At 58.6% G+C, this 12,183-nt stretch carries 11 protein-coding genes; 5 read left to right on the top strand and 6 right to left on the bottom strand.

The features are described from left to right. Nucleotides 1–72: 72 nt before the first annotated feature. The gene (locus FXO12_RS09200; protein ID WP_054897912.1) at nt 73–879 is read right to left on the bottom strand and encodes a TatD family hydrolase; all 807 of its coding nucleotides are present in this window, start codon (nt 877–879) and stop codon (nt 73–75) included. 236 nt (nt 880–1,115) lie between these two features. Here FXO12_RS09200 and FXO12_RS09195 point away from each other — a divergent pair, with 236 nt between their 5' ends. The 3 genes from FXO12_RS09195 (at nt 1,116) to FXO12_RS09185 (ending at nt 3,644) form a co-directional block, all read left to right on the top strand. Further along, complete coding sequence (locus tag FXO12_RS09195) at nt 1,116–2,537, top strand: transglycosylase SLT domain-containing protein (protein WP_034126720.1); 1,422 nt, start codon at nt 1,116–1,118, stop codon at nt 2,535–2,537. A 104-nt stretch (nt 2,538–2,641) separates the two neighbouring features. Beyond that, nucleotides 2,642–3,076: a DoxX family protein gene (locus tag FXO12_RS09190; RefSeq protein ID WP_003189852.1), complete on the top strand. Its 435-nt coding sequence runs from the start codon at nt 2,642–2,644 to the stop codon at nt 3,074–3,076. Nucleotides 3,077–3,335: 259 nt separating this feature from the next. After that, nucleotides 3,336–3,644 (top strand): hypothetical protein, encoded by a 309-nt coding sequence (locus FXO12_RS09185; RefSeq protein ID WP_034126721.1) that lies wholly within the window; start codon nt 3,336–3,338, stop codon nt 3,642–3,644. Here FXO12_RS09185 and FXO12_RS09180 read toward each other — a convergent pair. Genes FXO12_RS09180 through FXO12_RS09170 form a run of 3 tightly spaced genes read right to left on the bottom strand, consistent with a single transcriptional unit; the run spans nt 3,631 to nt 7,056 of the window. Beyond that, nucleotides 3,631–5,391 (bottom strand): Gldg family protein, encoded by a 1,761-nt coding sequence (locus tag FXO12_RS09180; protein ID WP_057976640.1) that lies wholly within the window; start codon nt 5,389–5,391, stop codon nt 3,631–3,633. The genes FXO12_RS09185 and FXO12_RS09180 overlap by 14 nt on opposite strands. A gap of 16 nt (nt 5,392–5,407) precedes the next feature. Beyond that, nucleotides 5,408–6,133, bottom strand: coding sequence for an ABC transporter permease (locus FXO12_RS09175; protein WP_054897908.1), 726 nt, complete (start codon nt 6,131–6,133; stop codon nt 5,408–5,410). Next, nucleotides 6,130–7,056: an ABC transporter ATP-binding protein gene (locus FXO12_RS09170; RefSeq protein ID WP_057976642.1), complete on the bottom strand. Its 927-nt coding sequence runs from the start codon at nt 7,054–7,056 to the stop codon at nt 6,130–6,132. The genes FXO12_RS09175 and FXO12_RS09170 overlap by 4 nt, the downstream gene beginning before the upstream one ends. Before the next feature lie 240 nt (nt 7,057–7,296). Between FXO12_RS09170 and FXO12_RS09165 the strand changes: the two genes are divergently transcribed. Continuing rightward, nucleotides 7,297–8,337, top strand: coding sequence for a hypothetical protein (locus tag FXO12_RS09165; RefSeq protein ID WP_054897906.1), 1,041 nt, complete (start codon nt 7,297–7,299; stop codon nt 8,335–8,337). A 126-nt stretch (nt 8,338–8,463) separates the two neighbouring features. Further along, nucleotides 8,464–8,943 carry a transcription elongation factor GreB gene (gene greB, locus FXO12_RS09160; protein ID WP_054897905.1) on the top strand — a complete coding sequence of 160 codons (480 nt, stop codon included), beginning with the start codon at nt 8,464–8,466 and terminating at the stop codon, nt 8,941–8,943. Nucleotides 8,944–8,980: 37 nt separating this feature from the next. Here greB and FXO12_RS09155 read toward each other — a convergent pair whose 3' ends face one another. Next, the gene (locus FXO12_RS09155) at nt 8,981–11,491 is read right to left on the bottom strand and encodes an ABC transporter permease (RefSeq protein ID WP_057976644.1); all 2,511 of its coding nucleotides are present in this window, start codon (nt 11,489–11,491) and stop codon (nt 8,981–8,983) included. Further along, nucleotides 11,491–12,174, bottom strand: a complete 684-nt coding sequence (locus tag FXO12_RS09150) for an ABC transporter ATP-binding protein (RefSeq protein WP_003189864.1) — start codon at nt 12,172–12,174, stop codon at nt 11,491–11,493. The genes FXO12_RS09155 and FXO12_RS09150 overlap by 1 nt, the downstream gene beginning before the upstream one ends. Nucleotides 12,175–12,183: the final 9 nt, after the last annotated feature.

The following is a 12,183-nucleotide window of genomic DNA, read 5'->3' as shown; positions in this document are numbered from 1 at the left end:
ACGGTATTGGCAAGGTGCCATTATTGTGCCGCTATTCAGAACAGCGCTTTTGATATGGGTCAATGCGCCGCATCAATCGATGGCAGGCAAGCCGAAAAAGCGCCGGGCGCACGCGGTGCTGTGCAGCGCCAGGTCTTCCATTGTTTCGTTACGGTGCAAGGCCACTTCGCGCAGTACTTCGGGCAGGTAAGCCGGTTCATTGCGACCATTCTTCGGCTTGGGGCGCAGGGTGCGTGGTAGCAGATAGGGCGCATCGCTTTCCAGCATCAGACGGCCTCGGGGAATATCCCTGACCAGTGAATGCAGGTGGGTGCCACGGCGTTCGTCGCAGATCCAACCCGTGATGCCAATGTGCAAATCCAGGTCCAGGTAGCTGAACAGTGCTGCCTGTTCGCCAGTGAAGCAGTGCACCACGGCGGCTGGCAGGTGGTCGCGGTAGTCCTTGAGGATCTCCAGCAGACGCTGGTTGGCATCGCGCTCATGGAGAAACACCGGCAGTTGCAGCTCGACGGCCAGGGCGAGGTGTTCTTCGAGGACTTTTTCCTGCTGGGGGCGAGGGGAGAAGTCCCGGTTGAAATCCAGCCCGCATTCACCCACGGCGCGCACTCGGCTGTCGCCCAGCAAGCTGCGCAGGCGTTGGGCGCTGTCGCTGTTCCAGTCGCTGGCAGAGTGAGGGTGAATACCGGCGGTGCTGAACAGGCGCTGGCCGCTTTCGTCGAGCTTTACACACAGTTGCAGGGCCTGTTCGCTGCCCTCGACGCTGGTGCCGGTGAGTACCAATTGCTGCACGCCAGCGGCGTAAGCGCGTTCGAGAACGGCCGTGTGCCTCTCGTCGAAACTGGGGTTGGTCAGGTTGACGCCAATATCAATGAGTTGCATGGTGCTATCTCCGCCTGCGGCCGGAAAGCATATCAGAGCTGTAGATTGATAAGAAAAACCAAGAACTACAACGCGTTAACGCTGTCTTTGAACGTCGCAAGCGACATTGTGGTGGGCCGATTGCCTACCACCGTGGCGCCGTTGCACGCCTTGCCAGCGCATAAAGCGCTCTGTTTCTGACCACCAGCACGTCGTTATTCGCGAAGGTGCTGGCCAGTTTTCTTTTCGGAGAGCGGATGATCCGACCCTCGGCGTTGCTTATGTTGTGCCTGACGTTGCTGCTGCCCATGGCGGCGGTCGCACGTCTGGATGGGCCGCTGCAAGTGGCCAAGCCCGGCAAGGTCCGCGACCTCGCGCAAATTCGCTCCAGCCGCACTCTGCGCGTATTGGTCAACCAGAGCCGCAACAGTTCCGGTGAAGTGCAGGGCCAGGCCATCGGTGTCGAATACCATCGGTTGCGTGCCTTCGAGCAGTACCTCAATGGCCATGCCCGTGATGGGCAGGCCATCAATCTCAAGATCATCCCCAAGGCCAAGGACCAGTTACTCGGCGCGCTGGCCCGTGGCGAGGGCGACCTGGTGGCGCCCGGTGAGTTGCTGGACGTGAAGGGCGTGCACAAGGTCAGCGCCAGCGACCCGATTGTCAGCGATGTGCCGTTGTGGCTGGTGGGCGTCAAGGGTGAACGACGCTTTACCAGGCTGGAGCAACTGTCAGGTCGCACGCTGACGCTGACCACGGGCAGTGCGGCGGCGGATGCCATCAGTCAGGTCAATCAAAAACTGGCTCTGCACAAGCGCCCCCCCGTGAAAGTCGAATGGGTTGACCCCAGCCTGGCGGTGGAAGACGTCCTGGAGATGGTGCAGGCCGGGATTTTTCACCTGACGATCGTGGAAAAACCCATTGCCCAACGCTGGTCGAAAATTCTGCCCAAGTTGCGCTTTGACAAGCAGGTGGTGATCAGCGAGCCGGGCGACGAGTTCTGGTTTGTGCGCCAGGATGCCTCGATGCTGCGCGCCAGCATTGATCGGTTTCTCAAGACCTATCACACGCCTTCCGACCAGGATGTGGCATTCCAGCGTATCTATCGACGCCTCTACCAGGTCCGTAACCCGTTGGCGCGGGCTGACCGCCAGCGCCTGGAAAAACTGCGCCCGGTCCTGCAAAAACATGCACGTGAGCAAGGTATGGACTGGCTGAACCTGGCGGCGTTGGCGTTCAAGGAGTCTTCCCTGGACCCAGGCGCACGCAACAGCGGCGGCCCTACCGGCCTGATGCAGATCACGCCGTCGGCGGCCCAACGGGTGGGGGTCAACAATATCGAGACGCTCGACAATAATGTGCAAGCGGGGGCACGTTACCTGGCGATGATCCGCCGCAAGTTTTTCGCCAGCCCCAAGCTCAATGAGCGTGAGCGCATGGCCTTTATGCTAGCGGCGTACAACATGGGGCCGGAGCGAGTACAGGGCATGCGCACCGAGGCCAAGCGCCGTGGGCTTAACCCCAATCAGTGGTTCTTCCAGGTTGAACGCATTGCCATGGAGCAGGTAGGGATGGGCGGCGTCAGCTATGTTAATAGCGTCAACAAGTATTATTTGGCGTTCGATCGGCAGCGGGAGTCCTTGGAGCCGCCCGCGGCTAAAATTGCATCGCGTAAATAATCGAATTTTTAGATGTCAATTAGGCAATATTTTGGCTTTTATCATTGTTTAAACTGATTAATATAGCGGCCAACCAACCCCTACCTGGAAAAGGATTTACCCCCATGAGCCCAATGATTACCCGTGTACTGTCCACTCGCGCCGGTTATGGCCTGACTATTCTGCGAATTTTCGTCGGCATCATCTTCGCTGCCCACGGTTCGCAAAAACTCTTCGGCTGGTTTGGCGGTGGTGGCCTGGCGGGCACCGCACAATGGATGGAAAGCATCGGCCTGGCGCCGGGCACGCTGATGGCGCTGCTGTCGGGCGGTACCGAGTTCTTCGCCGGCCTGGCCCTAATCATCGGTTTGTTGGTTCGCCCTGCCGCATTGGGCCTGACCTTCCTGACACTGGTGGCGATTTTCTCTGTACACATCCACAACGGGCTGTTCATGGCCAACAACGGTTATGAGTTCGCACTGGCGTTGCTCGGCGGCGCGTTGGCGGTGTTGTTGGAAGGTGCGGGCAAATTGTCTGTCGACCGCGCGATCACTCACTGATCGTTTAGCAAGCTGTACAGAAGGCCCGCTGATGCGGGCCTTTTCGTTGCCCGGGATTCTTGACACTGCCCCACCGGCTTCTCTAGGATGCTGCTCATGCGCCGATTTAAACAGCTAATTGCGGGGCGCCACTGGGACTCAATGCAGCCCGACAGAAGCACGCTTGCTCACGCAGGGCGTTCTTCGAAATACCGCTAAAGCGCTGGTTCGGTGTTGCCTCTCACCTGCCCGCAGACTTTTGAGGCAGAGACACGACACGATGAATGCACTACGCCCTCTCATACGCCTGGCCCCGATCACCGCGGACCTGACTCAACGCAATCCGAAAATCCTTCTGGGCGGTAAGCACCAGCCGACGCTGCTGCGTTATCTGGACGGCTGGCCACGCCGTTCCGGTCGACCTTCGGCGTTCCTGATCCAGTTTGTTGAAGACGGCGATTCCCTGGCCCGTTTTGCCAGCGATAGTTTCGACCTGGCAGTGATCCAGGCACCGAATGCCAGCAACGCCGTTGAGGTGATCCATCAACTGACACGCATTGCCCGCCAAGGCCTGATTACTCGTCGCTGAGCGAGTGGTGATAGGCCGCCAACGTAGATGTTCGACGCCTTCGCTGGTATAGGAAAAGTACCCAGGCAATCAGGCACAGCAGCAGCGGTATTGTGGCGACCATCAGCCATTGCAGATATCGTTCGAAACGCAGCAGCGGGGCGTATGCCTGGGTCTTGAGCGCCTGCAACTCGATAGGCAATTGCAGGCGCTCTTTGTTGAGTGCCTGCAACTGGGTAGTGGTATCCACGGCTTGGGTCATGAGGCTGGTGTGGGGTGGGTTCAACCTGCGCCATGCTTGTTCTGTCTGCTCAAGTCGTCGCTCCATCGCAGTCGCACTTTTGCGATAAGCCTGTGCGGCTTCGTCGCGCATGTGTTCTAGCCTGCGCAGTGGTTGGCGCATCACACGGGATTGAATATTTCTGAGTGCCTCGGGCGCCGCCAGATTATCCAACGTGTTCAATACAAACTGCGCGTTGCCGTTGGGTAGGGCGTTGTTGAGCGTGTCCGCGAGCAAGTCCGTGTCGGCCACGATCACCATCTGGATCTGTTCTGCCCTCTGCAGCCCGGGCGGCTGGCCCTCCAGGCCGTCGGGAAACGCTGAATAAGCGGGCCCGTCAAGGCGGGCGGCGATGACATGGCGCTGTCCTGAAGTCGCTGATTCATCTATGAGTGAGTCGAACGTGGTAGCGGAAGCAAAGCGTTCTGCGTCCACCAATGCCGATTGGCGTGAGCTCAGCAGAAGCGGGGTCAACAGCGAGCGGCTTTTGGGGGCCAAGGAGAGCGCGCCGCTGCTCGATACGATGACCGAATGCAGTCCCCAGGTGCTGATATCCGACCTGGTCATTGCCTGCCTTGGCAGATGTAGCCTGGCCGGGTGCAGTACCGCGGGCATTCCGGTGTCGGGCGTTGCTGATGAGGCATAAAGATTATCGACCAGCAACTTGTCCGCAGGCATCTGGATACCCCATGCGGTCAGCAGCGCATCCAGCCTGGCGTTTGTGGATATGGCGTCGGCGCCTATCTCGCTCACCGGGTCGATGAACATCATCAGCTTGCCGCCTTTGAGTACCCATTGCTCAAGGGCATATAGGGCTCGACCAGATAGAGCGTGTGGCTGTACAACCATCAGTGTGTTCATGGTGGGCGGTACTTGGGTGATGTTCGCTGCCAATTCCACCACACTGAATTGCTCGCGCATCAACTCCAGTAACCCACCGGCCGATTTGTCCAAGGGCAGTCCCGACAGTAGGCCAACAGTGGGGCGATCAGGGTGCATCAACTTGTAGATCAGGTGGCTGATTTCATACTCGAGCAATGATTCATGCTCAGGGCTGAACGCTTGGATGCGTTGGGCGCCCTGGCCGGCACGCGTACCGATAAGGCCAAGGAATCCTTGTGTGTCATCAAGGCCAAACAAGCTGGCTTTATAGGCGTCCTCAGAGAACGGGGTGGGGTTGATAATATGTAAGTTGATCATGCCGTTGGCAGCTTTTTCGAATTCCTTGAGCAAGTCTTCCACGCGCCGGCCATAACGTTTCAATACCGGTTTTTTTTGCGGTGCGTTGAGGGTGTTGAAGAAATATAAGTCCAGTTGGCTTTCAAGTGAAACGAGTAATTGCCGCGCCGATGGCGATAGGGTGTGGGTGGTTTCTTGGGAAAAGTCCCAACGGACAGTTGGCAGTTTGGGTACCCAGACTAGATTGAATGCCAGAAACAGTAGTGATATGACGATCAATGTCATACCCGCGCGAAAAGCGGATCCCATCAGTGGCGTTCCTATGTCAGCTGTTTCTGTAGTTGAGTGTGAGGGTGGTCGCAAACAGAAAAGCCAAGATCATGCTTATGAAGTACAGGCAGTCATGCAATGTCAACTTGCCGTTATCCATCGCGCTGAAGCGGGAAATCGGATCAAGGGATATCAAACTGTCGATAATCCATATGGGGGTCTGCTGTTCCAGTGCATCCAACATGGAAGATATCCCACTGGCGGCCAGCAACAAGCACAGCGTCAAGAGGGAAATCATAACGCGTTGGTTCGTCAGCACACAGGCAAAGCAACCTACAGAGAGATAGCTTCCCGCCAACAACCAACTGGCGAAGAACTGTGATGCGATAACGGTATTGTCGGGGGTGCCAAGATAATTGACAGCCATCACCCAAGGGAAATTAAGCATCAAAGCGAGGCCACAGACGATCCATGCCGCCATAAACTTTCCAACCACTCGCTGCGTCGGAGTGACGGGTAAGGATTTCAATGTGTCGCAAAAGCCGGTATTGGATTCGTCGGACCATAACTGCGTCGATAAAATCGGTACCAGTAGCAGATAGAGCCATGGATGCAGTTCGAAGAAAGCCTGCAAATCGCTGCTGTTTTGCTCCAGCCAGTGACGGCTGTGCAACCCCATCGTCGCACCCAGCACGAGAAAAACCGCCACACTCAGATAAGTGCTCGGTGACGAGGCAAAGCTGGCGAGTTGTCGTTTGAAAATGATGGCTAGCAGTCTCAAGGATTTACCTCATGGCTCAGATGGTGAACGACATCGTTCAGGCGACCCGGCTCCAGATTCATTGACGTTATGTTCCAGCCACGGTGGGTAATGAGCGCGTTGATTGAAGGGAAGATGGAGTGCCCGGGCATGGCCAGAACAGTCACCTTGCCGGGGGCATGCCGGTCTTCTTCGATGCCTGCGACGCCAGGTAATACGGCAAGCGCCAGCAAATCCAGCGGGGTGTCCGCCGCCAGGGTCACCGCTTGGAAATGCCGGGAGCTGCGTTGCAGATCCGGCAGTGAAGCGTCGGCCACCAGGCGGCCGTCGGCGATGACTAAGGCACGGGTGCAGGTATCCGCTAACTCTTGGTAACGGCGGGAGGCGATGATGATCGTCATTTCCTCGGTCAGGGATTGGATGAGTGCCCTGAACTTGAGCCGTTGATCAGGACATAGTCCCTCCGTAGGCTCATCCAGCAGAAGCAGGCTTGGGGAGTGCAGGAGTGCCTGGGCCATTGCGACTCTGCGCTTCAAGCCAAGTGGAAGCACATCGATCGGGCAGTTGAGCACGGGCAGCAGTTCCAGTCGCGTGACTACTTGCTCGACTCGACTGCGCTTTTCAACACCGCTCAAACCGCGAATAGCGGCAATAAAATTGAGCATATGCCTGACGGACATCCTGTGATGATTGAGGCCGTCCTGGAGTTGATAGCCAACGACTTTTTTGGCTTGGAGTGAATGGGTCTGGGTACTGAAGCCTTGGATAGTGATTTGTCCTGAAGTAGGTTTGATTGCCCCGGCAATCAAACTCAGCAGTGCTGTTTTTCCTGCACCACTCTCTCCCAGCAGGGCCACACACTCCTGGCGCTGGGCGCAGAAGGAGAGGTTGGTGATAACGCTTTTTTTGCCCAGCTGTTTTGTCAAGTTGCTTATCTCGATCATATTTTTACCGAATAAGTTTTGCAGGGCGTGTGAGAGGTGCCGGCCGTATGGGAGAGAGCTTTAAAAAGGGTACGTTCAATAAAGTGGCTTGGGAACGCGAGGCGTAACTAATAAGAAGAATCCTACGTTCGGCTCGATAATTCGCTGAAACAATTGTTTTGTTTGGAAGACTTATTAAAGCTCGGATGTTTATCTGGTGTTTATATAAGGTTTTTTCTTTTGTAATGAGGCCTGATTGCCATGATGCTTCTACGTACTCTTGTTCTTGAACGTAACGACGAAGACGCGCCCGTTAACGGCGCGTTGCTGTGTGGGTTCGCTGTCACGCAAACCGGGTCCAACTTTCTCGTGTATAGCCTGGATGAGGAGACCGAACCCGGTCACTCCCGGGTCTATATCGCGGTATTACGTAAAAAGCTCGAACGCTATTTTCTGGGGGGGGTTGATTCAAAAGAGGACCTGCAATCAGCGATGCAGGTCTTCAAGCAGATCCTGATGATGGCGGCCGCGTCAGGTTCGAAGGCAAGCTCGATTGGCGACGCTGAGGTTCCCTTTCACTTTATTGACTTGAAGGGCTGCCGGCTGCCGCCTGCCAGGCCCGAGGATCATCACTCGGTGATCATCAAGAAGGCATTGGTCATGAAGGTGATCACCTTGGGTATGTCTGCGCCGGCGTTGCCTGCGATCGAAAGCAGCGCAGTGATCGTGCCGTCCATTCGCTTTTCGTCGCAAATGGTTGCGCCGCCCCGAAATCCGCGCGCACCCACGGCTGTGCCGCAGCCTGTGGATGAAGACACCTTTGAAGAGCCGGCGCAGTCGCTGGCCGCGATACCGCAGTTGCAGGTCAAGACCAGTGCGCCGCCTGTCCCGGATGAACAAAATGACAGTCAGTTTGAGCCAAACAACCTGCGGCTGGAGCCACCCGAGCCCGACCACTTGGACCCGCCTGCCCACCTGGAACATACCTCTTTGCTTGAAATGGACAGCGCGCTGAGCAATCTGGCCAAGGTCGCCCAAGAGTTGACGCAAAAAAAATGCGCCGTCCTCGAGAAAGAACAAATGCTTGAACAGTGGCAGGCGTCCCTGCAACAGCAGCAGAGCCAACTGGATGAAAAAGGCCGTGAACTTGAGCAGCGCCATACCTATTTGCAGAAGCAGGGGTTGGAGGTCAGTCAGAAAGCCGAAAAGCTGACAATGATGATGTTGCAGTTGTCCGGCATGCGCCAGCGCATGCAGGGCATGCTGCTTGAGTTGGATCAAGTCCTGGAGGGCCATGGGTGAGGTTACAGGGGGCGCCGGCCTGGATACTTTCCAGGGTTCATTTATCATCAGTCCCAGCCAGCCGCTGCCTGGGCATGATGCCCTGGCGTATCGGCATAATTAGACATTGCCTGGGGATGTGAGCGTTTGAGTACCAAGCTGATTACCAAAGAGGGTCATGAAGCGCTGAAAAAAGAGCTGGATTACCTATGGCGTGAAAAACGTCCGGATACCACGCGCAAAGTGACCTGGGCAGCCTCCCTGGGAGATCGCAGTGAAAACGCCGATTACCAGTACAACAAGAAGCTGCTGCGCGAGATCGACCGACGGGTGCGTTACCTGCGCAAACGCCTGGAAGACATGCGGGTGGTGGAGTACATGCCCGAGCAGGAGGGCAAGGTGTTTTTCGGCGCATGGGTCGAAATCGAAAACGAACAGGGCGAGGCCAAGCGTTTTCGCATCGTGGGTTATGACGAGATCTACGACCGTATGGATTACATCTCCATCGACTCACCCATGGCACGGGCCCTGCTGCGCAAGGAGGTGGATGACGAGGCAGTCGTACAGACCCCAGGCGGAGAGGTGTGCTGGTGGATCACCAAGATCGAATATGTAAAGCCGGCCTGATGGCACGTACCCTTGGCAGAGTACGCGCCATCGGGGGTCAGCTTTCGCGCAGAACGGTCAGCGGGCTGGCATTCAGTGCGCGGCGCGTGCCAAATACCCCGGCAGCGCCAATCAGCAAGGCACCGATTACGGGCAGCAGTAACAACCACGGGTGGGGATGCCACGCCAGGTCAAATGCATAGCGGTACAGCACCCAGGTCACCAGTTCGGTGCCCAGTGCCGCCAACAAGCCGCTGACGGCGCCCAGCAGGCCGAACTCAATGCGTCGGGCCTTGACCAGCAACTTACGCTCGGCACCCAAGGCGCGTAGCAATGCACCTTGGCGGATTCGTTCATCCAGGGTGGCCTGCAGGCCAGAGAACAACACCGCCATGCCCGCCGCGAGGACAAACAACAGCACGTATTCGACTGCCAGCGTTACTTGGGCAAGGATGCTGCGCAACTGCTCCAGCAGGGCCTCGACCTGCAGGATAGTGACCGCCGGGAAGGCCCGTGACAGGTCGACGATCTGTTGGTCATGGCCGGGAGCCAAGTAGAAGCTGGTCAGGTAGGTCGCTGGCAGATCCTTCAAGGTGCCCGGTTGGAAAATCATGAAGAAGTTGGGCTGGAAGTTATCCCAGTTGATGGTACGCAGGCTGGTGACCCGCGCTTCACGATTTTCCCCGCCGATGGTGAACAACAGATGGTCGTTGAGCTTGAGCTTCAAGCTCTCGGCCACTTTGGCTTCCACCGACACGCCAGGAACCCCGTCAGTGGGTTGCGCCGACCACCAGGTACCTGCCGTCAGGACGTTACCCGCTGGCAAGTCGGCCGCCCAAGTCAGGCTCAGGTCACGTTGAGTGGCACGGTCGCCACTGGAGTCCTTGCTGACAATCTCCTGCACGGGTTCGCCATTGATGCTGATCAGGCGCCCTGGCACCACCGGGTAGAGCGGCGCTGCTTGTGCCTGGACGTCCAGCAGGCGGGCGCCAAAGGCGTCCTTGTCGGCTGGCAGGATATTCAGGGCGAAGTAGTTGGGCGCATCCTTGGGCAACTGGTTTTGCCAGGTGTCGAGCAATTCGCCCCGCAACAGCGCGATCAACCCCATGGACAACAGGATCAAGCCAAAGGCCAGGGATTGGCCCGCTGCCGCCAACGGGTGACGCAACAATTGGCCCAGGCCCAGGCGCCACGGCAGGGAGGCGCGAGCCAGTAACCGCCGCAGGCTCTGTAGCAACAACAGCAGCAAGCCACCCAGGAGCAGCGCAGCGACTACACCGCCGCCGAGTAATGCGAAGGTCAATACCAGGTCCAGGCTCAGGCGCCACATGATCAGGCCCAAGGCAAACAGTGCCGCGCCGTAGACCATCCAAGTACTTGAAGGAATAGGCAGCAAATCGCGGCGCAATACCCGCAGCGGTGGTACCCGCCCCAGTGCGGCCAGCGGCGGGAGGGCGAAGCCGGCGAGGGCCACCAGCCCGGTGCCGATCCCGGCGACAGCCGGCAGCAACCCGCCTGGCGGTACGTCGGCGGGCAGCAGGTCGTGCAGGAAGTAGAACAGGCCAAATTGCGCCAGCCAGCCGAGCAGGGCGCCGGCCAGGCTTGCCAGCAAGCCCAGCACGCTCAGTTGCAGGCTGAACAGCAGCATGGCTTCACGGCGCGACAGGCCCAGGCAGCGCAACAACGCGCTGGCATCGAAACGTCGACTGGCGAATCGGTTGGCCGACAGCGCCACGGCCACGCCAGCCAGCAGCACGGCCACCAGGCTGGCCATGTTCAGGTAACGTTCGGCCTTGCCCAGCGCGCCGCCGATTTGCTGGTTGCCATCGCGGGAGTCCTGCAGCCGCTGGTTGGCAGCCAGGCCCGGTTTGACCAGGTCGCGATAGGTTTGCAGCGCAGTGCTGCCTTGTGGCGCACGCCATAGTTCGCGGTAGCTCACACGGCTGCCTGGCTGGACGACACCGGTGGCGTCCAGGTCCGCCAGGTTGATCATGACCCTGGGCGTGAGGCTGTAGAAGTTCCCGGCCCGGTCGGGCTCGTAGGTCAGGATGCGCGCCAGGCGCAGGGTCTTCATGCCGACATCGATGCTGTCGCCGATTTTCAGGCCCAGCGCCGTCAGCAATCGTGCTTCCACCCAGGCGTCACCGGGTTTGGGACCACCGCCAGGGGTTTGCGTACCGAATGGCTCGGTGCTGCTTTTAAGCTCGCCGCGCAAGGGGTACTGCTCGTTGACCGCCTTGATGCTGGAGAGCTGGATGCCATTATCGGTGGCGATAACGCTGGAGAACTCCACGATACGAGCGTGATCCAGGCCCAGTTCGGTCCCGGATTTGATTTGCTCGGTACGGGCCGGCGAGCTGCCTTCGAGCACCAGGTCGGCGCCGAGGAATTCGGTGGCGCGCAGCAGCATGGCGCCGTTGAGGCGCGCACCAAAGTAGCCGATGGCGGTGCTTGCAGCCACGGCCACCAGCAGGGCAAAGAACAGCACGCGCAATTCGCCGGCGCGGGCATCGCGCAGTAACTGACGCATGGCAAGGCTGAACAGACGCAATAGCGGCAAACGTGCCATCAAGGCTCCAGGGGCGCGACCATCAGGCCGGCTTCAAGGCGGATCAGGCGTCGGCAACGGTGGGCCAGGCGCTCGTCGTGGGTGACCAGTACCAGGGTCGTACCGCTCTCTTTATTCAACTCGAACAGCAGATCGCTGATGCGCTCGCCAGTATGGCTGTCGAGGTTGCCGGTGGGCTCGTCGGCAAACAGCACGTCCGGTTCGGCGGCAAACGCGCGGGCTATCGCCACGCGTTGTTGTTCGCCACCGGACAGCTGACGGGGCGAGTGGGTCAGGCGCTGGCCCAGGCCTACGCGCTCCAGCAGGTGTTTGGCTCGCTCGCGGGCGTCCTGGCGACCGTCCAGCTCCAGCGGCAGCATCACGTTTTCCAGTGCATTCAAGCTGTCGAGCAATTGGAAGGATTGGAATACGAAGCCCACATGTTCGGCACGGATGCGTGCGCGCTGGTCTTCGTCGAGGGTGCTCAGGGCTTGCCCGGCCAGGGTGACTTCGCCGCTGCTGGGCAAGTCGAGGCCGGCCAGCAGGCCCAGTAGCGTGGATTTGCCGGAACCGGAGCTGCCGACGATAGCCAGGCTATCGCCCTTGTTCAGTTCCAGGCTCAGTTCGTGCAGGATAGTCAGTTCACCTTCCGCGCTGGGAACCACTTTGCTAAGGTTTCGCGCGGTGAGAATGCTTGCGCCCATGGAGAATCC

This window comes from Pseudomonas sp. J380 (assembly GCF_009827115.1).
Classification (GTDB): domain Bacteria; phylum Pseudomonadota; class Gammaproteobacteria; order Pseudomonadales; family Pseudomonadaceae; genus Aquipseudomonas; species Aquipseudomonas paracarnis.
This window is presented reverse-complemented; position numbering and strand designations above follow the sequence as displayed.

What these genes read in the sequence shown, in the direction of transcription:
- FXO12_RS09180 (WP_057976640.1), bottom strand. Translation starts at nt 5,391, where the DNA reads ATGGGATCCGCTTTTCGCGCGGGTATGACATTGATCGTCATATCACTA.
- FXO12_RS09150 (WP_003189864.1), bottom strand. Translation starts at nt 12,174, where the DNA reads ATGGGCGCAAGCATTCTCACCGCGCGAAACCTTAGCAAAGTGGTTCCC.
- FXO12_RS09195 (WP_034126720.1), top strand. Translation starts at nt 1,116, where the DNA reads ATGATCCGACCCTCGGCGTTGCTTATGTTGTGCCTGACGTTGCTGCTG.
- FXO12_RS09170 (WP_057976642.1), bottom strand. Translation starts at nt 7,056, where the DNA reads ATGATCGAGATAAGCAACTTGACAAAACAGCTGGGCAAAAAAAGCGTT.
- FXO12_RS09185 (WP_034126721.1), top strand. Translation starts at nt 3,336, where the DNA reads ATGAATGCACTACGCCCTCTCATACGCCTGGCCCCGATCACCGCGGAC.
- FXO12_RS09200 (WP_054897912.1), bottom strand. Translation starts at nt 879, where the DNA reads ATGCAACTCATTGATATTGGCGTCAACCTGACCAACCCCAGTTTCGAC.
- FXO12_RS09190 (WP_003189852.1), top strand. Translation starts at nt 2,642, where the DNA reads ATGAGCCCAATGATTACCCGTGTACTGTCCACTCGCGCCGGTTATGGC.
- FXO12_RS09165 (WP_054897906.1), top strand. Translation starts at nt 7,297, where the DNA reads ATGATGCTTCTACGTACTCTTGTTCTTGAACGTAACGACGAAGACGCG.
- FXO12_RS09155 (WP_057976644.1), bottom strand. Translation starts at nt 11,491, where the DNA reads ATGGCACGTTTGCCGCTATTGCGTCTGTTCAGCCTTGCCATGCGTCAG.